General features: G+C 63.7%; 15 protein-coding genes. 4 read left to right on the top strand and 11 right to left on the bottom strand.

Annotated elements, in window-relative coordinates; genetic code table 11:
- From LJY18_RS03030 to glnE, 9 genes are all read right to left on the bottom strand, one after another.
- Positions 1 to 1,467 (bottom strand): lipopolysaccharide kinase InaA family protein, encoded by a 1,467-nt coding sequence (locus LJY18_RS03030; protein ID WP_238040313.1) that lies wholly within the window; start codon positions 1,465 to 1,467, stop codon positions 1 to 3.
- The gene (locus LJY18_RS03035) at positions 1,464 to 2,210 is read right to left on the bottom strand and encodes a lipopolysaccharide kinase InaA family protein (RefSeq protein WP_238040314.1); all 747 of its coding nucleotides are present in this window, start codon (positions 2,208 to 2,210) and stop codon (positions 1,464 to 1,466) included. Before LJY18_RS03035 ends, LJY18_RS03030 begins: the two co-directional genes overlap by 4 nt.
- On the bottom strand, positions 2,207 to 2,944 hold the full coding sequence (locus tag LJY18_RS03040) for a lipopolysaccharide kinase InaA family protein (protein ID WP_238040315.1): 738 nt from the start codon (positions 2,942 to 2,944) through the stop codon (positions 2,207 to 2,209). The genes LJY18_RS03035 and LJY18_RS03040 overlap by 4 nt, the downstream gene beginning before the upstream one ends.
- Positions 2,937 to 3,785, bottom strand: coding sequence for a lipopolysaccharide core heptose(I) kinase RfaP (rfaP, locus tag LJY18_RS03045; protein WP_238040316.1), 849 nt, complete (start codon positions 3,783 to 3,785; stop codon positions 2,937 to 2,939). The genes LJY18_RS03040 and rfaP overlap by 8 nt, the downstream gene beginning before the upstream one ends.
- A complete protein-coding gene (locus LJY18_RS03050) occupies positions 3,782 to 4,903 on the bottom strand; it encodes a glycosyltransferase family 4 protein (protein ID WP_238040317.1) in 1,122 nt (373 codons plus the stop codon). The genes rfaP and LJY18_RS03050 overlap by 4 nt, the downstream gene beginning before the upstream one ends.
- Positions 4,904 to 4,964: 61 nt before the next feature.
- Positions 4,965 to 5,966, bottom strand: a complete 1,002-nt coding sequence (waaC, locus tag LJY18_RS03055) for a lipopolysaccharide heptosyltransferase I (RefSeq protein ID WP_238040318.1) — start codon at positions 5,964 to 5,966, stop codon at positions 4,965 to 4,967.
- Positions 5,966 to 7,009 (bottom strand): lipopolysaccharide heptosyltransferase II, encoded by a 1,044-nt coding sequence (waaF, locus tag LJY18_RS03060; RefSeq protein WP_238040319.1) that lies wholly within the window; start codon positions 7,007 to 7,009, stop codon positions 5,966 to 5,968. The genes waaC and waaF overlap by 1 nt, the downstream gene beginning before the upstream one ends.
- 82 nt (positions 7,010 to 7,091) lie before the next feature.
- On the bottom strand, positions 7,092 to 8,015 hold the full coding sequence (locus LJY18_RS03065) for a branched-chain amino acid transaminase (RefSeq protein ID WP_238040320.1): 924 nt from the start codon (positions 8,013 to 8,015) through the stop codon (positions 7,092 to 7,094).
- Positions 8,016 to 8,087: 72 nt separating this feature from the next.
- Positions 8,088 to 11,033, bottom strand: a complete 2,946-nt coding sequence (gene glnE / locus LJY18_RS03070; RefSeq protein ID WP_238040321.1) for a bifunctional [glutamate--ammonia ligase]-adenylyl-L-tyrosine phosphorylase/[glutamate--ammonia-ligase] adenylyltransferase — start codon at positions 11,031 to 11,033, stop codon at positions 8,088 to 8,090.
- A 268-nt stretch (positions 11,034 to 11,301) separates the two neighbouring features.
- Between glnE and aceE the strand changes: the two genes are divergently transcribed.
- Together aceE and aceF are read left to right on the top strand one after the other, a co-directional pair.
- Entirely contained in the window at positions 11,302 to 13,947 is a 2,646-nt protein-coding gene (aceE, locus tag LJY18_RS03075) for a pyruvate dehydrogenase (acetyl-transferring), homodimeric type (RefSeq protein WP_238040322.1), read from the top strand.
- 11 nt (positions 13,948 to 13,958) lie between these two features.
- Positions 13,959 to 15,608, top strand: coding sequence for a dihydrolipoyllysine-residue acetyltransferase (aceF, locus tag LJY18_RS03080; RefSeq protein ID WP_238040323.1), 1,650 nt, complete (start codon positions 13,959 to 13,961; stop codon positions 15,606 to 15,608).
- A 276-nt stretch (positions 15,609 to 15,884) separates the two neighbouring features.
- Here aceF and LJY18_RS03085 read toward each other — a convergent pair whose 3' ends face one another.
- Positions 15,885 to 16,274, bottom strand: coding sequence for a DUF3775 domain-containing protein (locus tag LJY18_RS03085; RefSeq protein WP_238040324.1), 390 nt, complete (start codon positions 16,272 to 16,274; stop codon positions 15,885 to 15,887).
- Between the two features lie 219 nt (positions 16,275 to 16,493).
- On the bottom strand, positions 16,494 to 17,021 hold the full coding sequence (locus LJY18_RS03090; protein ID WP_238040325.1) for a hypothetical protein: 528 nt from the start codon (positions 17,019 to 17,021) through the stop codon (positions 16,494 to 16,496).
- A 77-nt stretch (positions 17,022 to 17,098) separates the two neighbouring features.
- On the opposite strand from LJY18_RS03090, the gene LJY18_RS03095 reads away from it, so the two are divergent.
- Together LJY18_RS03095 and msrA are read left to right on the top strand one after the other, a co-directional pair.
- On the top strand, positions 17,099 to 19,723 hold the full coding sequence (locus tag LJY18_RS03095) for a putative bifunctional diguanylate cyclase/phosphodiesterase (RefSeq protein WP_238040326.1): 2,625 nt from the start codon (positions 17,099 to 17,101) through the stop codon (positions 19,721 to 19,723).
- A 79-nt stretch (positions 19,724 to 19,802) separates the two neighbouring features.
- Entirely contained in the window at positions 19,803 to 20,450 is a 648-nt protein-coding gene (msrA, locus tag LJY18_RS03100) for a peptide-methionine (S)-S-oxide reductase MsrA (RefSeq protein ID WP_238040327.1), read from the top strand.
- The last annotated feature ends 20 nt before the right edge of the window (positions 20,451 to 20,470 follow it).

Here is a 20,470-nt window from a genome sequence, read left to right on the forward strand (position 1 = left end):
CTATTCAGGGCAGGTGCCGGGCACCTGCGGTAAACGTTCGTCGAGCAGCGTGAACAGCCTTGATTCGGCCGGCCAGTTGCGCAGAAAGCGGGCGCGATCGCGGGCATAGGCCCGGGCGAAACTGTGCGCACTCAGGTGTTGCTGCATGGCATCCAGATCGATCAGAACCCAGCGACCGTCCTGCCAGAGCAGGTTGCTACCCTTGAAATCGCCATGGCTGATGCGCTCGCGCAGCAGGGCCGCGAACAGCAGATCCAGGGCCTGGAGTTCGGTCTCGGGCGGCGAACCGGCCTCCCCTGGCGCGTCCAGGCAGGGTTTGAAGCGCGCGATTATATCCTCACCGGCCGCGTATTCGGTAATCAGATAGGCCCGCCGCCGCAGCCACAGGGTGCGCAACTCCAGCATGGCCAGGGGTTTGGGCGTGGCTATACCGAGAAAGTCCAGGCGATTGCCCTCCACCCAGCTGTGCCAGGCCCGGCTCGGCCGCCAGAAACGCTTGAGCCAATGGGCGAAACCCTTGATGTTGTAGCGCTTGACCACCAGCTGACGGCCAGCCTGCTCGACCAGCGCCACCGTCGACGTGCCACCGAGCTTGAGCGACTGGCCGGCGGCGATGGCCGCATCTGGATCGGCCAGCAATGGCCCCAAGCTGCCCTCATCCTGGCGCCGCACCACCTGAAGGATCGAGGCACCGCAGCGCGCGCTGAACAGGCTGCAGTCGCGGCCGATCTTGCGCAGGTAGTCGCGCAGGCGCCAGCGGCGAACCTTGTCTATCTCCTTGAGCAAGGCCTCCACCGGCAGGGCATGCTCGCCATTGGCCAGCAGGTAGTGCACCAGCAACTCCTCGATGAACGACTCCAGTTCGACCGGCAGCTGGGCGAAAAATACCCCGAGATTTTCCAGCACCTTGTCCCGCGACAGCGGCTGGCCGGGTGTTTCGCAGCGTACGCCGCCGCCATCGATCACATGCAGCTGGCCATCGTGACGCAGCAGGTTGTCCAGGTGCAGATCGGCTTGCCACAGGCCCTGGCCATGCAGCCTGGCCACCAGTGCCAGGGCCTTGCCGAGCACGGCCTGCTGGTCATCCGACAGCAACGGCTGCCCCGCAACCGCGCGCCAGGCATCTCCCAGGCTATCGGCGTTATCAAGGTACTCGAACAGCAGCCAGCCACCCTCGCCTTCGCGCAGGCCATCGGCCAGCAGCAGCGGCGTCGGCAAGCCCTGTCCGGCGAGCAGGCGGGCGCCGTCCAGTTCACGCTGGAAGGCGCGCGCCGCCTTGTCGCCCACCAGTAGCTTGGCCAGCACCTTGCGCCCGCGCCATTTGGCCACGCCGACATAGCGCTGCCCTGGCAGCACGCGCAACAGGTTTTCCAGCCCCAGTGGGGCCGGGCCGGCAGCATCCGCCAGCTCGATATGCAGCGGCAACTGCGGGCTGCGTCCACTGCGACTCAGTTCAGCGAGGGTCAAGGACGTGCCTCCTTGTTGCGCCGGCGGCTACCCAGGCGTTGCCACCAATGTTCGACATCAGCGTCCGCGCCCAGATAGGCGGCCAACAACTGGCGCACCTCGCTCTCGCTCCAGAGACTGGCGCGGCGCAGCAGCGGCTCCAGGTCCTTGATCCGATCACGCTCGCCGAACAGTAAAGTCCGGGTCTTTTCCAGGTCGATCAATTGCGCGCTGAATGCGTCGGCGTTTTGCCTGAGAAATATATGCTTGGGGTAGAAGCAGCCATGCATCTGCCCGGCGTCGTGCAGACGCCGCGCCAGGGCGCCGCAACTGCGCAGAATGCTCGCGCGCTCGCTCTCGGCGCGCTGCTGCCAACCGTCCAGCAGCGCCTCCAGATCCTGCCAGCCATCCAGGGCGCGGGTCAGCAGAACCGCCCGGCGCTCGCTGGCCACCCGCCGCTGGGCGAAAAAAGCCGCCTGCAACGCCGGAATCCCAAGGCGCTGGTAGCGCTGGATATTGCGAAACTCGCGGGCAAAGGTCGGCTCCCCCAGCGGGCAGGTCAGCCGGCGGGTCAAGTGATTGCTCTGGCGCTTGAGGTAGAACGCGGCCTCGCCCAAGTCCAGGCGATAGACACTGCTCCAGCCGCCGCGCTCGGTGTTCGGTTCGTCCACCGCTTCCAGCTTGAGCGCCCAGAGCGCGTCATAGCTGGCCAGACCATGACGCTCGAGCAGCGCGCGATCCTGTCCAGCGATAAAATCCTTCATTCGCGACCTTCGAAATAGTGAACGATCTGCCGCACACGGCGCTTGTCTGCCGCGTTCAGGCGCTGCCGCCCGCGGTACTGTAGGTAAAAACGCAGGCGCTGAGTGCGCGACAATCTGTACTTGGCCACCTTGTCCAGACAGGCCAGGTCCTTGACGATGCGATAGCGCAACAACGGCCCCCACCAGAAGGCGCCCGTTGGACAGTCGATGAGAAACAGCTCGGCCTGATCGTTGACCAACAAGTTGCGCCACTTCAGGTCGTTATGGGTGAAGTGATGGTCATGCAGGGTTCGGGTCGCTGCGGCCAGCTGCTGGCTGACCCGCGCCACCCAGGTACGGTCGCGCAGGCAGCCTGCATCGCGTTGCGCCAACTGCGCCATGTCCTCGGTGGCGAGCAGCTCGCGGGTAATCAGCGCGCCGCGAACGAAAGCGCCTGCCTTGCGCTCCAGCCCGTAGGCGACGATGGGCGCAGTGGCGATGCCCCACTTGGCGAAATACTTGAGGTTCTGCCATTCGGCCTTGACCCGTGGCCGCCCGAGGAAGCGGCGCAGCCCCTTGCCCGCGCCGTGATAGCGCTTGACGTAGTAGCGCACGCCCTCGTACTCGACGCGCAGCACCTCGGACAGCGGGTCATGGGTGATGCGCTCGCCTTGCAGGGCGAACACCGCGTTCAGATCGGCAAAGGCCGCCGCCACCCGCGGCGACACCTCCTCGCTCAGTCGCCACTCACTCATGACCGGCACCTGGGGCATATTTGCGCGCATAGCGGGCCAGCAACTTGTCCGCCTTGCGCTGCAACCAGGCCAGCAACTGCGCCTCATCATGCAGGATCTGCCGCAGCGAGGGCCCGCCCCGGGTTTGCTGGCCATTCATTGCCAAAAAATAACCCTTGAGAAAGCGCAGCTTGTCGCGCTGGGTAAGGCCGATATTCAGGGCCGAAAAGTACAGACCCGCCAGGTCCTTGTTGCGCCAGCGTAGCGGCAACCTGGCATGGATCTGCGCGCGGTGCAGGTCGATCAGTGACAGGCGCAAATCGCTCGCAGTGACCGGCCTGTCGGTGTGCAGCAGGAAGTGACAGATATAGCAGTCGCGATGATTGACCCCGGCGCGGTGCATGCGGCCGGTCATCTGCGCCACTTCGGCAATCAGCGCACGCTTTAGCGCGGGCGCGGGTGGGTTCTGCGGCCAGTCGAGACTGAAGTCTTCCAGGCTGACGGTGGGCGCCAGTTCCTCGGTGACGATAAAGGAATGCTGCCGTGCCGGGTTGCTGCCGCGCTCGCCATAGGCCACCGCGGTCATGGTCGCCACGCCGGCTTCCTGCAAGCGCTGGATCGCCCGCCACTCCTGCCCCGCGCCGAGCACCGGCAGCTTGGCGGTGAGCAGGTTCTTGGCGATCTCGCGCCAGCCGACGCCGCGATGGATCTTGACGAAGTAGCCACGCCCGGCCACTTCGGTGCGCAGGGTGCGGCGGCCCTCCAGCTCGCGGTAGACCTGGCCTTGCAAGGCCTCCACTGCGGCAAAGGCGTCCTTGTCGGCCCACAGGGTCTTGAACGGTTCGCTGAGCAACAACTTCATGGGTGCTCCGCCAGGATCACATCGGCAGCCTTCTGCGGCATGGAATAGAGGTCGGCACAGCCGGCGTAGGCCAGACCGTTACGACCCCAGCACGCACGGCGCTGATCGTCGGCCAGCATGTCGGCCAGGGTGTGATTGAGCTGTTCCTGCGCAAAGGGACTCGGCAGCACCCGCCCGGCATCCGCATCGCGAATGTAATGGGCGTAACCGCAGACATCGGTCACCAGCACCGGCAGGCCGGCGACCAGCGCTTCGAGCAGCACGGTGCCGGTGTTTTCGTTGTAGGCCGGATGGATCAGCAGATCGGCGCCGAGCAGGAAACGCGGGATATCGCTGCGACCCTTGAGGATCTGCACCTGCTCGGAAATCCCCAGGGTTTTGATCTGCAGCAGGAACGACTTGGGATCGTCCTGGCCGATGACGATCAGCCGGGTGCGCTGGCGCAGTTCGCGCGGCAGGGCGGCGACGGCTTTCAGGCTGCGATCCAGCCCCTTGGTCTTGAATCCGGAGCCGATCTGCACCAGCAACAGCTGGTCATCCGCCAAGCCGAATTCACGGCGGAATTCGGCGCGAATCTCGGCGGCATTGGCCGGCGCGCGGCGGTCTGGGGCGATGCCCGGTGGCAGCAGGTGAAAACGCTGCAGTGGGGTGTGGTAGTGCTTGATGAACAACGGCTGCTGCACCTCGGAGATCATCAGGATTTCGGTTTTCGACTCAGGGGCGAACACCGCCCGCTCGTAGTCGGCGAAATGCTTGTAACGACCCCACTTGCGGTAAATCGGGTTGCGCAGGGTCTGCGCCTTGTCCTCGAAGCAACCGTCAGCGGCGTAATACACATCCAGCCCCGGCATCTTGTTGAAGCCGATCACCCGGTCGACCGGACGCCTGGCCAGGTCGGCCTCGACCCAGGCGGTGAGTTTCTCGTTGCGTTTGTGGTTGAACAGCGCCTTGACCGGCACCACCACCACCTCGAAACCCTCGGGCACATCGCCTTCCCAGATCGGCGTATACACACGAATCGCGTGGCCGCGCTGCTGGCATTCCAGGGCAATGCGCAGGAAATCGCGCTGCAAGCCGCCAAAGGGGAAATATTTGTAGAGGATAAAAGCCAATTGCATCAGGCGTGCCCTTCAATCGCGTAGCCCGGATGCAACCCGGGAAAAATACTCGGCACTCGCATCAGACGGTGTCCTCAGCCAGCAGCAACGCCTGCAACTCGCTGACCACCCGTTCCGGCAACAGCGTCTCGAAACAGGGCGTGTTGCGGTCGCCCGAACCGGCACCCGGACCCGTGGCGCACAGGTGAACCTGGGAACGGCCATAGGCCCCTACCCGCCCCGGCAAGGTCGGTCCGTAGAGCGAGATGGTCGGGACATCCAGGGCCGCGGCCAGATGACCGAGCCCGGTGTCGACTGCCACGCAAGCGCTGGCACCGGCAATGACCTTGGCCACGCCGGCCAGATTCAATTTGGGCAGCAACGCGGCATTGTTCAGGCCGGCGACGATGCGCTCGGCGCGTGCCTTTTCGACCTCGTTACCCCACGGCAGGCGCACCGCCCAGCCGAGCGCGTTCATGCGTTCGGCCAGTTCGCGCCAGCAGGCTTCCGGCCAATGCTTGCTCGCCCAGGTGGTGCCGTGCAGGAACAGCAGATAAGGCTGCTCCACCGCGCCGGCCAGGCGCTCGCGATTGAGCCCATAGTCGCCAATACCCGCTGGCAGCGGATAGCCCAGCGCCTGGGCGAACAACTGCCGCACCCGCTCCAGCGCATGCTGCTCGCGCGGCACACTGTAGCGGCGGTCATAGAAGCGGCTGGCGATCGGCTCGCGCGCGGAGTCCGGCCCCAAGCCCGCCACCGGCGCCTTGACGTAACGGCTCAGCCAGGCACTCTTCAGCAAGCCCTGGGCATCGATCACCAGGTCGTAACGGGCTTCACCCAGGCGCGCCTTGAAGCGCCGCCATTCGCCATTTTTCAGGGTCTGCCAGAGGTGCTTGCGCCAACGGCGGATCGCCACCGGGATCACCTGGGCCACGGCGGGGTGCCAGGCCGGAATCTCGGCGAAGCCCTCTTCCACCACCCAGTCGAACTGGATACCGGGTATCGCCCGCGCCGCGTCGGTGAGCGCCGGCAAGGTATGGATGACATCGCCCAGCGAGGACGTCTTGATCAACAGAACCCGCACTATTCGACCTCAACCGGCTCGACCGGATCGGCCACCAGGCGATCCAGCGCCTGCAGCACCGGCCGCGCCGGCAACTCACGCAGGCAGTTGTAGTGGCCGAAGCGGCAGGTGCGGTCGAAGCAGGGACTGCATTCGATGCCCAGCCGGACGATCTCCACCTGCTCGGCCAGCGGCGGGGTGAACTGTGGCGAAGTGGAGCCGTAGACCGCCACCAGCGGGCGGTTCAACGCGGCGGCCACATGCATCAAGCCCGAGTCATTGGAGACCACGGCGCCCGCACAGGACAGCAGGTCGATGGCTTCAGCCAGGCTGGTCTCGCCGGCCAGATTCACCGCCTCCTCGCGCAGCCCGGGGATCAGCCGCGAGCGGATTTCCTCACCCACCGGGTGATCGTTCTTCGAGCCAAACAGCCAGACCTGCCAGCCACAGCGGATCTTCGCCTCGGCGACCTGGGCGTAATGCTCGCTCGGCCAGCGCTTGGCCTCGCCGAACTCGGCACCTGGGCAGAGCGCCAGCACCGGCCGATCCAGGCTCAGGCCGAACCTGGCCAGTGCCGCGGCGCGACTGCTTGCGTCGATATGCAGGGACGGCCGCGGATAAGGCCTGGTCAGCTCGGCCCCCGGCTCATAGGCCAGGGCCATGAAGCGTTCGATCATCAGCGGGTAGCGTTCTTTATCCAGGATGCGCACATCGTTGAGCAGGCCATAGCGCATCTCGCCCTTCCAGCCGGTGCGCGTGGCGATACCGGCAAAGAACGGCACCAGTGCGGACTTCAGCGAATTGGGCAACAGAATCGCCTGATCGTACTGACCCGCCAGGGATTTGCCGATCTTGCGCCGGGTCGCCAGCTGCAACACGCCATGGCCGAGCGGAAAGCTCAGGGCCTGGCGCACTTCGGGCATGCGCTCGAGAATCGGCCGGCTCCACTCGGGCGCCAGCACGTCGATCGCGCACCCAGGATGACGCTGCTGCAGGCACTGAAACAGCGTCTGCGCCATCACCATGTCACCGACCCAGCTAGGGCCGACAATCAGAATATTCATAGGGGCAGCCTCATGCCGCAAGCTGCAAGCTGCAAGCTAAAGCAGCCGGGGCGCTTGCAGCTTGCTACTTGCGGCTTGCTGCCTATTTAACCAGCGTGCGCCATTCGGCATGGTTGCTGGTCTTGCCGGCCACCAGGTCGAAATAGGCTTTTTGCAGTTTCTCGGTCACCGGACCACGGCGGCCGGCGCCGATCTGGCGGTCATCGACGTTGCGGATCGGCGTGACTTCGGCGGCGGTGCCGGTGAAGAAGGCCTCGTCGGCGATGTATACCTCGTCGCGGGTGATGCGCTTCTCGATCACCGGGATGCCCAGCTCGGCGGCCAGGGTCAGGATGGTGCTGCGGGTGATGCCGTTGAGACAGGAGGTCACTTCCGGGGTGTAGACCACGCCGTTCTTGACCAGGAAGATATTCTCGCCCGAGCCTTCGGCCACATAGCCTTCGGTATCCAGCAGCATGGCCTCGTCGGCGCCGCCGGAGATGGCTTCCTGCAGGGCCAGCATCGAGTTGATGTAGTTGCCGTTGGCCTTAGCCCGCGTCATCGAGATGTTGACATGGTGGCGAGTGAAGGAGCTGGTGCGCACCTTGATGCCGACCTGCAGGGCTTCATCGCCCATGTAGGCGCCCCAGTTCCAGGCCGCGACTATCACATGCACCTTCAGACCGCTGGCACGCAGCCCCATGCCTTCCGATCCGTAGAACACCATGGGGCGGATATAGGCGCTGTCCAGGTTGTTCTCGCGCACCGCGGCGCGGGTCGCCTCGTTGATCTCGTCTTTGCTGAACGGGATCTGCATATTCATGATGTGCGCCGAGTCGAACAGGCGATCGGTGTGCGCTTGCAGGCGGAAGATTGCCGCGCCGTCCGGGGTGTCGTAGGCACGCACGCCTTCGAATACACCCATGCCGTAATGCAGGGTGTGGGTCAGCACATGGGTGGTCGCATCACGCCACGGCACCAGTTTGCCGTCATACCAAATCACGCCATCACGATCGGCCATCGACATAGTTGCCTGCTCCTCAAATTCGATTCGTACTTAGTCGCCGGTGCGCTGCGCGCCGGCCAGCCTATACACCATTCAGTTCAATCCCAGCTCCCGCCAGATGCGCAGCACGCTGCGTCTTTGCTCCTGGAACTGATCGCCGCGTACCACCCCGGGCTGCTTTTGCAGTGCCTGGCGATGGGCTGCCGCGCGGTAGACCTTGTAGGCCTCTTGCAGCAGGCGGGCCTGCTCGGCAGTCAACAAGCCGAGACGCTCCAGACCTTCCAGGATGCGGATGTTATCGGTGAATTCCAACAGCTCGGGATATTGTCGCGACCAAGCCAAGGCCGCGTATTGCACCATAAATTCAATATCGACGATACCACCGGCATCCTGCTTGAGGTCGAACCAGACCGAGGCCTCGAAGGCATTCGCCGCGGTACCGGCAGCCGTAGCGCGAGTACCGAGGTTGTCGCGCATCTTCGTGCGCATCTCGCTGACCTCCGCGCGCAGCCGATCAAGGTCACGCTCACGGCCGAGTACCGCCGCGCGCACCGCCTCGAACGCCTTGCCGACCCGCGGGCAACCGACCAGCACGCGGGCGCGCACCAGGGCCTGGTGTTCCCAGGTCCAGGCTTCGTTTTCCTGATAGCGCTGGAAGGCGCCCAGCGAACTGACCAGCAGACCCGCCACCCCCGAGGGGCGCAGGCGCATGTCGACTTCGTAGAGCTGGCCGGAGTTGGTCTGGGTGGTCAGCAGGTGGATGATGCGCTGCCCCAGGCGATTGAAGAACTGCGCGCCGTCGATCGGCTTGGCGCCATTGGTCTCGGCCTGGGGATCGCCATCATGGATGAACACCAGATCCAGATCCGAGCCATGCCCCAGCTCGATGCCGCCAACCTTGCCGTAACCGACGATGATGAAGTCCGGATCGCACGGACTGCCATCGGCACGCTGCGGCACGCCGTATTTACTGGTGGTATGCCGCCAGGCCAGGGCCAGTACCTGATCGAGGATCGCCTCGGCCAACCAGGTCAGGTAATCACTGACCTTCATCAGCGGCAGGGTGCCGGCGATTTCCGACGCAGCCACGCGCAAGCGGTGAGCCAGCTTGAAGTGACGTAGCGCCTCCATCTGCTGCTCAAGGTCATCCTCGGGGATGCGCATCAACCGCTCACGCAGCTCGGCGGCCAGCTCCGGCGCCAGCGGCGGCTTGAACAGGCGCCCCTCGTTGAGCAACTCGTCGAGCAATAAAGGAAAGCGGGTAATCTGCTCGGCGATCCAGGGGCTGGCGGCGCACAGGGTCAGCAGACGCTGCAAGGCGCCTGGATTTTCCGTCAGCAGCACCAGGTAGGCCGAGCGCCGCGCCACCGCTTCGATCAGCGGCAGCACCCGTTCCAGGACCAGATCCGGGTTGTCGTGCTCCACCGCCTGCGCCAGCAGTCGCGGCATGAAGGCATCCAGGCGCTCACGGCCGAGACGCTGCATCGCCCGCACCTGATTGCCGTTGCGCAAGCCGGCCAGGCGCCGCCACGCCGACTGTGCCTCGGCGAACCCTGCTTCGGCCAGCTGCCGGCAGGCCGCCGCCTCGTCCTGGAGATCGCCCCACAGCGGCAGCCACTCCCCGCCGACCACTTCATCATCGGCGGTTGCGGCATCCTCATCCGGGTCGGCGATCACCTGGCGGAAATGCCAGTCGACCCGACCACGCCAGTGCATCAATTGCTGGTGAAACGCCTGCCAGTCATCGAAGCCGAGCATAAAGGCCACGCGCGCTCGATCCTGGTCGTTATCGGGCAGCATCTGCGTCTGCCGGTCGCCGATCGCCTGCAGGGCATGCTCGGTGTAGCGCAGGAACTCGTAGCCCTGGCGCAATTCGTCGACTACCGCGGCCGGCAGATAGCCCTGCCCTTCAAGCGTGCCGAGCACCTGCAACAGCGGCCGCTGCTGCAGGCTCAGGTCGCGACCGCCGTGAATCAACTGGAAGGCCTGGGCGATGAACTCCACCTCGCGAATACCGCCGGCACCGAGCTTGATGTTCTCGGCCACGCCCTTGCGCCGCACTTCCTGCTGGATCAGCTGCTTCATGGTGCGCAGCGCTTCGATCGCGGAAAAATCCAGGTAACGCCGATAGACGAAGGGCCGCAGCATCTCCAGCAACTGCGCCCCGGCGACCTGATCGCCGCCGACCACCCGCGCCTTGATCATCGCATAGCGCTCCCAGTCGCGACCCTGATCCTGGTAGTACTGCTCCAGCGCATTGAAGCTGAACACCAGCGAACCCGAGGAGCCATAGGGGCGCAGGCGCATGTCGGTGCGAAAGACGAAACCGTCGACCGTGATCACGTCGAGCGCCTTGATCAGGCGCTGACCGAGGCGAATGAAGAACTCCTGGTTGTCCAGCGGCCGCTTGACCCCTTCGGTCTCGCCACCCTCCGGATAGCCGAAGATCAGGTCGATATCCGAAGACAGGTTCAATTCAAAGGCGCCCAGCTTGCCCATGCCGAGCACTACCATGTGCTGCGCCTGACCGCTACGCCGCCCGATGGGCGTGCCGAACTGCGTGCAATGCCGAGGATAAAGCCAGTGATAGGCCAGATCGATGCAGGCGTCGGCCAGCGCCGAAAGGTCGCGGCAGGTTTCGATCAGGTCGGCTTGCCGACTGACGTCGCGCCAGATGATGCGCACCTGCTGGCGATTGCGAAAACGCCGCAGGCGCCGGCCCAGATCGTCTTCATCGGCACAATCGAGCAACGCGGCCGCCAGCTGGCCACGCAGCTCGCCGGCCTGCAGCGGGCGTTCCAACTCGCCGCAGGCGGCCAAGCCGAGGAACATCTGCGGATCGCGCTGGGCTTGCTCGACGACAAAATCGCTGGCCGCCGCCACGCGCCGGAGCACCTCGCGACGCGCGCTCGGCCAGGCGGCAAAATCGGCCACGGCAGCAGCGCAGCACTCGGCGAAAGCCACCTGCAAGGACTGTTCGGCACGCAGGGCCAGGGGAGCAAGAGCAGCAGGTAAAGAAGCCAACGTGGGCAGGCTCATGGTCTATCCTTTTTGGCGGACTGCAAGTGACACGCGGAAAGCCGGAAACCCTCTCGCTTGACGCGGCGCGCGTAACAAACAGACAAAAAAATTGTAGTTTTGCTACGAAAGATTGTATCCAAAGAGCTGAAATCGGCGTCGATATGTAGTAAAACTACACGGAGCCGGTCCTATCCCCGGTACATCCAAGAATTTACGTGCCCGCCCACAAAGCCGGTCACGAATCCTGGCCTCCGATTCTGGAAGCCTTTCCGCCCTGGAGCAAGCCATGCAAGACCTCGATCCCGTCGAAACCCAGGAATGGCTGGACGCCCTTGAGTCTGTTCTCGACAAGGAAGGCGAAGACCGCGCCCATTATCTGATGACTCGCTTGGGCGAACTGGCCACCCGCAGTGGTTCCCAGTTGCCCTATGCGATCACCACGCCGTACCGCAACACCATCCCGGTAACCCACGAAGCACGCATGCCTGGCGACCTGTTCATGGAACGCCGCATTCGCTCGCTGGTACGCTGGAACGCCCTGGCCATGGTGATGCGCACCAACCTGAAAGATTCAGACCTGGGTGGCCACATTTCCAGTTTCGCCTCCTCGGCGACCCTGTACGACATCGGCTTCAACTACTTCTTCCAGGCTCCCACCGAGGAGCACGGCGGCGACCTGATCTTCTTCCAGGGCCACGCCTCCCCCGGCGTCTACGCCCGCGCCTTTATGGAAGGCCGGATCAGCGAAGAGCAGATGAACAACTTCCGCCAGGAAGTCGATGGCCAAGGCCTGTCGTCCTATCCGCACCCCTGGCTGATGCCCGACTTCTGGCAGTTCCCCACCGTATCCATGGGCCTGGGCCCGATCCAGGCGATCTACCAGGCCCGCTTCATGAAGTACCTGGAAGCGCGCGGCTTTATTCCGGCCGGCAAGCAGAAGGTCTGGTGCTTTATGGGCGACGGCGAGTGCGACGAGCCGGAATCCCTCGGTGCCATTTCCCTGGCCGGCCGCGAGAAGCTGGACAACCTGATCTTCGTCATCAACTGCAACCTGCAGCGCCTCGACGGCCCGGTACGCGGCAATGGCAAGATCATCCAGGAACTCGAAGGCGTGTTTCGCGGCGGTGGCTGGAACGTCAACAAGGTGGTCTGGGGTCGCTTCTGGGATCCGCTCCTGGCCAAGGACACCCACGGTATCCTGCAACGCCGGATGGACGAAGTGATCGACGGCGAGTACCAGAACTACAAGGCCAAGGACGGCGCGTTCGTCCGTGAGCACTTCTTCAACAGCCCCGAACTCAAGGCGATGGTCGAAGACCTCTCCGACGACGAGATCTGGAAACTCAACCGTGGCGGCCACGACCCCTACAAGGTCTATGCGGCCTACCACCAGGCGGTCAACCACAAAGAGCAGCCGACCGTGATCCTGGCCAAGACCGTCAAGGGTTATGGCACCGGGGCGGGCGAAGCGAAGAACACCGCGCACAACACCAAGAAGGTCGACGTGGCCAGCCTCAAGCTGTTCCGCGACCGCTTCGACATCCCGGTCAAAGACGAGGAGCTGGAAAACCTGCCGTTCCTCAAGCCGGAGCCCGGCAGCGCCGAGGCCCGCTACCTGAGCGAGCGCCGCACCGCCCTCGGCGGTTTCGTGCCGCAGCGTCGGGCCAAGAGCTTCAGCATCCCGACCCCACCGCTGGAGACCCTCAAGGCCATCCTCGACGGCTCGGGCGACCGTGAAATCTCCACCACCATGGCCTTTGTGCGCATACTCGCGCAGCTGGTCAAGGACAAGGACATCGGCTCGCGCATCGTACCGATCATCCCGGACGAAGCCCGTACCTTCGGTATGGAAGGCATGTTCCGCCAGCTCGGCATCTACTCCTCGGTCGGCCAACTGTATGAGCCGGTGGACAAGGACCAGGTGATGTTCTACCGCGAGGACAAGAAGGGTCAGATCCTCGAGGAAGGCATCAACGAAGCCGGCGCCATGAGCTCCTTCATCGCTGCCGGTACTTCGTACTCCAGCCATAACCAGCCGATGCTGCCGTTCTACATCTTCTACTCGATGTTCGGCTTCCAGCGTATCGGCGACCTCGCCTGGGCCGCTGGCGACAGCCGCACCCGGGGCTTCCTGATCGGCGGCACCGCCGGGCGCACCACGCTCAACGGCGAAGGCCTGCAGCACGAGGACGGCCACAGCCATATCCTGGCGGCGACCATCCCCAACTGCCGTACCTATGATCCAACCTACGGCTATGAGCTGGCGGTTATCATCCAGGACGGCATGAAGAAGATGACCGAGCAGCAACAGGACGTCTTCTACTACATCACCGTGATGAACGAGTCCTACCAGCAGCCGGCCATGCCGGCCGGCGTCGAGGGTGGCATCATCAAGGGCATGTACCTGCTCGAAGAAGACAAGAAGGAAGCCGCGCATCACGTGCAGCTGCTCGGCAGCGGCACCATCCTGCGCGAAGTGCGCGAGGCGGCGAAGATCCTCCGCGAGCAGTTCAATGTCGGCGCCGATGTGTGGAGCGTCACCAGCTTCAACGAGCTGCGCCGCGACGGCCTGGCCGTGGAGCGCAACAACCGCCTGCACCCGGAGCAGAAGCCCAAGCAGACCTATGTGGAAGAATGCCTGAGCGGCCGCCAGGGCCCGGTCATCGCCAGCACCGACTACATGAAACTGTTCGCCGAACAGATTCGCCAGTGGGTACCGAGCAAGGAATTCAAGGTCCTGGGCACCGACGGTTTCGGCCGCAGCGACAGCCGCAAGAAACTGCGCCACTTCTTCGAAGTGGATCGCAACTGGGTGGTCCTGGCTGCCCTCGAAGCCCTCGCCGACCGTGGTGATATCGAACCTAAAGTGGTGGCCGAGGCCATCGCCAAGTTCGACATCAACCCGGAAAAACTCAACCCACTGGACTGCTAAGGAGACGCACTGTGAGCGAATTAATCCGCGTACCCGATATCGGCAGTGGTGAAGGCGAAGTCATCGAGTTGTTCGTCAAGGTTGGCGATCGCATCGAAGCCGATCAGAGCCTACTGACCCTCGAATCGGACAAGGCCAGCATGGAAATCCCGGCGCCAAAAGCCGGGGTGATCAAGAGCCTGAAAGTCAAACTGGGCGACCGCCTGAAAGAAGGCGACGAGCTGCTCGAGCTGGAAGTCGAAGGCGCCAGCGACGCTGTCGCAGCTCCGGCTGCAGCAGCGCCCACGCCTGCCGAAGCCCCCAAGGCAGCCGCTCCGGCACCAGCTGCAGCGGCACCAGCAGCGCCTGCAGCGTCGTCCGTGCAGGACATCCATGTCCCGGACATCGGCTCGGCCGGCACGGCCAAGGTCATCGAGATCCTGGTCAAGGCCGGTGACACAGTCGAAGTCGACCAGTCGCTGATCACCCTGGAATCCGACAAGGCCAGCATGGAAATCCCCTCGCCGACTGCCGGCGTGGTGGAAAGTGTCGAGGTCAAGCTGGACGCCGACGTTGGCACCGGCGATCTGATCCTCAAGTTGAAAGTGGCTGGGGCCGCAGCGCCTGCAGCGCCGACGGCAGCGCCATCGGCGGAGGTGCATAAAACCCCTGCTGGCGCCGACCCGGCGGTAGTCGCCGAAGTCAACGCCATCGCCAAGTTGGCGGCAGCCGCCGCCAGCGCTGCGGCCGCGCCTGCAGTCGCCAGCGGCAACAAGGTGCATGCCGGTCCGGCCGTACGCCAGCTGGCACGCGACTTCGGCGTCGAACTGTCTGCCGTTCCCGGCAGCGGCCCTAAAGGCCGGATCCTCAAGGAAGACGTGCAGGTTCACGTCAAGGCGATGATGCAGAAGGCCAAGGAGGCTCCCGCCGGCGCCACTGGCGGTGCTGGCATCCCGCCGATCCCGGTGGTGGATTTCAGCCGCTTCGGCGAAACCGAAGAAGTGGCCATGACCCGACTGATGCAGGTCGGCGCCGCCAACCTGCACCGCAGCTGGCTCAATGTGCCGCATGTGACCCAGTTCGACTCGGCTGACATCACCGAGCTGGAAGCCTTCCGCGTCGCGCAGAAAGCCGTGGCTGAGAAAGCTGGGGTCAAGCTCACCGTGCTGCCGCTGCTGCTCAAGGCCTGCGCCTTCCTGCTCAAGGAACTGCCGGACTTCAACAGCTCGCTGGCGCCGAGCGGCAAGGCAATCATTCGCAAGAAATACGTGAACATCGGCTTCGCCGTGGACACCCCGGATGGTTTGCTGGTGCCGGTAATCAAGAACGTCGACCAGAAAAGCCTGCTGCAACTGGCCGCCGAAGCCGCCGCACTGGCGGAAAAGGCTCGCACCAAGAAGCTCGCGGCCGATGACATGCAGGGCGCCTGCTTCACCATCTCCAGCCTTGGGCATATTGGCGGCACCGGCTTCACGCCGATCGTCAATGCACCTGAAGTGGCGATTCTCGGTGTGAGCAAGGCCACCATCCAGCCGGTCTGGGACGGCAAGGCCTTCCAGCCCAAGCTGATGCTGCCGCTGTCGCTGTCCTACGACCACCGGGTGATCAATGGCGCAGCTGCTGCTCGCTTTACCAAGCGCCTCGGTGATGTGCTGGCAGATATCCGCACCATGCTGCTGTAAGACTTAGCGGCAATTCGCGACAATTTTCGAGCACGCCACGCTCGTACCTCAACCCCGTCCTGTTTGGCGGGGTTTTTTTTGCCTATGTAGCCGTTATCTGTTGATGGAAAACGCAGGAGACTGGGCGGCGATCATCTTCAGCCCACCCCGCAGATTCGACTTGCCGCAGCGGAACAGGATCGGAGACTGGACAGCGACGCAAGCAGTCAGGCGCGCGGTTCGCTTTACGCCCTCGCCCGGCGCGGCATAACGGATCCAAGCGCGCTGCCATAGCGCTCACTCGCAGACGTAACCCTGCATATCCAGGGCTTCACGCAGATGATCCGCGAGGAAGGGATGCGCGATCAGGTACTCGGCGGTGTTCGGATTCCAGTCGTCCTGCGCCTGCTCGAGCAATTCCGGCCATTCCTCCAGCGTGCCGTCGCCACGTCCCAACCAGAGCAATGCCACGACCTGCTGCTGCTGGTCAGGCTCCAGGTCATCGACGATCGACTTGAACTCGATGAATACCTCGTCATCCGCATGGTCGGCGAGCACCTGCATCGCCCAGTCGTCACTGGGGCTGGTCGGCTCTTCAGGAATAACCACCGCCTCTTTGGCATGGAACACCTGGGCGAGGGCAATCAGTCGGCAAACTGTATCGGGATTGACGTCCAGCATCAGCATGCACTCCCACTTGGCAAGGGTCTGTTTAAAGCATCGCCCTGGGCAACGGAATTTTCCAGCTCCGACTCGACCTATAGTCGAAAAGTTTGCGGACGGCACATCGCCTCGACCTCGCAGAAGCAGAGCAAATATCGAGCGCCGTCACGAGCTCGTCGCCAGGCGCAACGCCGCAGCGTTCGCCTGGGGCGGCGGCAGTAGGCGAGCGTTTTTCCCAGCCACTCAGCCCTTCTGTACCTTGCGAATCAGAAAGCTCAGCGCCTTGGCCAGCTCGGCAGCCCCCTGGTGATCGCGCACGATGGTCAGCAGCGGACTGCCATCGACCGGGTTGAACAGCACGCAACTGATGCCGCTGGACGGGCAGTCGTAACGGATAAACGGATCGACCCCGAACAGTGCGATGCGCTGGTTGCGCACAGCCATGTCGCTGCCTTGCCCACGAATCTCCTCGCGCAGGATCAGCTCACCGGGCGCGCCAAGATGCAACTGGTAGAGCAGATCCTGACGTTGCGCCTGGCCCACCTGATAGCCGGCGCGCAGGGCGTAGCTGGTCAGCAGCGCATTGCAGTGCGAGAGCAATGCCTGGCGCTCGTCCTGACTCAGGTACAGGCGCTTCAAGCCGGCCAGATAACCGGCCTGTTCGGCGCTGCTCAACCCCGCCGCCGGCTCGCTGGCCAAGGCCGGCGGGACCACCAGACAGCCAAGCAAGCACACGGTATGAATTAGTTTTCTTGTCAGTCGCATATGCATGATGCACCCTTACTCGACGCTATAGTGAAGTGGGCCTAACCCTCGCCTCAGCCAGCATACTGGAAGCCAACCGCTTGATGAAAAGCCATCCCGATGCCATGAGCCGGTTAGCATCCGAGGTTGTGACACAGTTGCCAGTGCCGTCGAGGCTCGGCATGCTGCGCTTCGAGCGTTTGAACGAGGCCAGCTGGGCCTTGCTGTTTCTCGACCCGGCCTGCGAACGCCAGTTCGGCATTCCCGCCAGCGAACTCTGTGCACTGTTCGACGCCCCCTATGCCAGCCTGATGGAGCCCGAAGCTCGCCATCGGCTGCATGACAGCATTCAGCTGCAACTGGTGCAGCAAACGCATTATCTGGTGCATTACACCCTGCATACCGCGCACGGCCCTATCTACCTGATGGAAATGGGCGAGCCGTTCAAGCAACACGGTCGGCATCTGTTGCGTGGCTACCTGATAGCCACCGCTGCCAGCAGTGATTCACCTGCGCCCGCGGCAATCGCTGAAGCTCAGGAGCGCCAGCAGCGCTCGCACGCACAGCAAAACCTGATTGTGCACCTGGCGCGCCAGCGTTACATGACCAGTGATCCGCTACGTGAAGCCGCCGAATTGATCACTCGCACGGCCTGCAGCCTCTATAAGGTCGCGCGGGCGAGCATTTGGAATCTGAATGGCACCAGCCTTGAGCCCGCGGCCCTGTTTCGCCACGACATCGACTGCCATGAAACCGCCCTGCCGATCGCAATCGACGACTGCCCCGACTATCTGCAAGCACTGCAAGGCGGCCGCGCGATCGATGTCCAGGATGCTTTACACGACCCGCGTACCCGTGAACTGTGCAACAGCTACCTGCAACCCATGGGCATCACGACCATGCTCGATGCCAGTATCCGGGTCGGCGGTGAAGTGGTCGGCGTACTGTGCCTGGAACACACCGATTCTCGGCGCGTCTGGCAGGCCGACGAAATCGCCTTCGCCGGCGAACTGGCCGATCAGTACGCACAGGTACTGAGCCATCAGCAACGGCGCAGCGCTACCAGCGAGCTGCACCTGTTCAAGCGCGCGGTCGAGCAGAGCGCCAGCGCCTTTATCCTGGTCGACCGCGACGGGCTGGTGGAGTACGTCAACCCGAGCTTCACCGCCATCACCCTCTACAGTTCCGCCGAAGTGCAAGGCCGTCGCCTGTCGGAACTGCCGGCCCTGGAGAACCTCGGCGAACTGCTCTTCGATGCCCCCACCAGCCTCTGCGAACACAATAGCTGGCAAGGCGAGTTCAAAAGCCGGCGCAAGAACCTCGCCCCCTACTGGGGTCAGCTATCGATCTCCAAGGTGCATGCCGATGACGGCACCCTGACCCACTACATCGGCATCTACGAAGACATCACCGAAACCAAGCAGGCCCAGCAACGCATCGAGCGCCTGGCCTACAGCGACAACCTCACCGGCCTGGGTAATCGCTACGCCTTCATTCGCGCCCTGGAACACCGCTTTGCCAGCGCTGACGGCAAGCCGTTCTGCCTGCTGCTGGTGGACATCGACAATTTCAAGCGGATCAACGACAGCCTCGGCCATCAGACCGGCGACAAGCTGCTCATCAGCCTGGCCCGGCGCCTGCGCAACAGCCTCGCTCCGAGCGGCATACTCGCGCGCTTCGCCAGCAACGAATTCGCCATCCTGCTGGATGCCGCCGACCTGGCTGGCGCCCAAGAGCTGGCCCACCAGGTGCTGCACACCCTGGACAAGCCACTGTTCGTCGATAATCAATTGATCAGCGTCACCGGCTCGGTGGGCGTGGCCAGTACGCCTGAACACGGGGCGGATCCGCAAACCCTGATGAAGCATGCCGGCCTGGCGCTGCACAAGGCCAAGGCCAACGGCAAGCACCAGCTGCAGGTCTTCACCGAGGTACTGAACGCCGAGGCCGACTACATACTGTTCGTCGAAAACAACCTGCGCCGCGCGCTGACCCAGAACGAACTGGAAGTGTTCTATCAACCCAAACTGTGCCTGAAGACTGGCCAGTTGACCGGCATGGAGGCGCTGTTGCGCTGGCACCATCCGGATAAAGGCATGATCCAGCCGGACCAGTTCATCGGCGTGGCCGAGGAAACCGGGCTGATCATCCCCATCGGCAAATGGGTGGTGCGCCAAGCCTGCCACATGAGCAAGCAGTTGACCGCGGCCGGCCTGGGCAACCTGCAGGTGGCGATCAACCTGTCGCCCAAGCAGTTCTCCGACCCCGACCTGGTTGGCTCGATCGCCGCGATCCTGCACGAGGAACAGCTGGCGCCATCCTTGCTGGAGCTGGAGTTGACCGAAAGCCTGCTGCTGGAGGCCACCGACGACACCCGCCACCAACTCAGCCGCCTGAAGAGCCTGGGGCTGAGCCTGGCGATGGACGACTTCGGCACCGGTTATTCATCGCTCAGCTACCTGAAGAAATACCCCATCGACGTGATCAAGATCGACCGCAGCTTCATCAAGGACATCCCGGATGATCAGGACGACATGGAGATCACCTCGGCAGTGATCGCCATGGCGCATAAACTGAAACTCAAGGTTGTCGCCGAAGGCATCGAAACCGCCGCGCAACTCAGCTTCCTGCGGCGCCAGCACTGCGATATCGGCCAGGGCTACCTGTTCGACCGGCCGATTGCCGCAAGCGAGCTGATCGCAAGACTGCAACGCTACCCCTGCCGCTAGTCGGCTCCGGCCACAACCTGTAACGCCGCGGCATGCGCGCGGTCTATCGATACACCCGCTTATGTTGAGGAATTCGTTCATGGTTCTGCGTTCGCAAATTCTTGCCCACCAACTCGAACTGCCCAGCGCCGAGCAGGCGCTGCCCGGTCGTGAAACGCCGCTGCCAGTACCGGACGCCCATTACGTCAACGGCCACCCCCTGCTGGGGCCCTTCCCGGCCGGCATGCAGCAAGCGGTATTCGCCCTTGGCTGTTTCTGGGGTGCCGAGCGACGTTTCTGGCAGCAACCGGGCGTGTGGACCACCGCCGTCGGCTATGCCGGCGGCCATACGCCAAACCCGACCTACGAGGAAACCTGCTCCGGCCTGACTGGCCATACCGAAGCGGTGCTGGTGGTCTTCGACCCGCAACAGACCAGTTACGAGGCGCTGCTGAAGGTGTTCTGGGAAGCCCACAACCCCACCCAGGGCATGCGCCAGGGCAACGACATCGGCAGCCAGTACCGCTCGGCCATCTACTGCTATACCCCTGAGCAACTGGCCGCCGCCAAAGCCAGCCAGGCGCAATTCCAGGCCGAACTGGAACAGGCCGGCTTCGGCCCCATCACCACCGAGATCGCCGAAGCCCCACCCTTCTACTATGCCGAGGCCTACCACCAGCAGTACCTGGCAAAGAACCCCGGCGGCTACTGTGGCCTGGGCGGCACGGGCGTGTGCCTGCCGGCGTAGCCGGCAGCTGCAGCCTTGTC

The sequence above is a fragment of the Pseudomonas sp. MMS21 TM103 genome (genome assembly GCF_022132145.1).
Lineage (GTDB): Bacteria > Pseudomonadota > Gammaproteobacteria > Pseudomonadales > Pseudomonadaceae > Aquipseudomonas.

Excerpts from the sequence above, each read along its gene's own strand:
- LJY18_RS03035 (WP_238040314.1), bottom strand. The coding sequence starts at position 2,210 with ATGAAGGATTTTATCGCTGGACAGGATCGCGCGCTGCTCGAGCGTCAT.
- LJY18_RS03040 (WP_238040315.1), bottom strand. The coding sequence starts at position 2,944 with ATGAGTGAGTGGCGACTGAGCGAGGAGGTGTCGCCGCGGGTGGCGGCG.
- rfaP (WP_238040316.1), bottom strand. The coding sequence starts at position 3,785 with ATGAAGTTGTTGCTCAGCGAACCGTTCAAGACCCTGTGGGCCGACAAG.
- LJY18_RS03050 (WP_238040317.1), bottom strand. The coding sequence starts at position 4,903 with ATGCAATTGGCTTTTATCCTCTACAAATATTTCCCCTTTGGCGGCTTG.
- waaF (WP_238040319.1), bottom strand. The coding sequence starts at position 7,009 with ATGAATATTCTGATTGTCGGCCCTAGCTGGGTCGGTGACATGGTGATG.
- LJY18_RS03065 (WP_238040320.1), bottom strand. The coding sequence starts at position 8,015 with ATGTCGATGGCCGATCGTGATGGCGTGATTTGGTATGACGGCAAACTG.
- glnE (WP_238040321.1), bottom strand. The coding sequence starts at position 11,033 with ATGAGCCTGCCCACGTTGGCTTCTTTACCTGCTGCTCTTGCTCCCCTG.
- aceE (WP_238040322.1), top strand. The coding sequence starts at position 11,302 with ATGCAAGACCTCGATCCCGTCGAAACCCAGGAATGGCTGGACGCCCTT.
- LJY18_RS03085 (WP_238040324.1), bottom strand. The coding sequence starts at position 16,274 with ATGCTGATGCTGGACGTCAATCCCGATACAGTTTGCCGACTGATTGCC.
- LJY18_RS03090 (WP_238040325.1), bottom strand. The coding sequence starts at position 17,021 with ATGCATATGCGACTGACAAGAAAACTAATTCATACCGTGTGCTTGCTT.
- LJY18_RS03095 (WP_238040326.1), top strand. The coding sequence starts at position 17,099 with ATGAAAAGCCATCCCGATGCCATGAGCCGGTTAGCATCCGAGGTTGTG.
- msrA (WP_238040327.1), top strand. The coding sequence starts at position 19,803 with ATGGTTCTGCGTTCGCAAATTCTTGCCCACCAACTCGAACTGCCCAGC.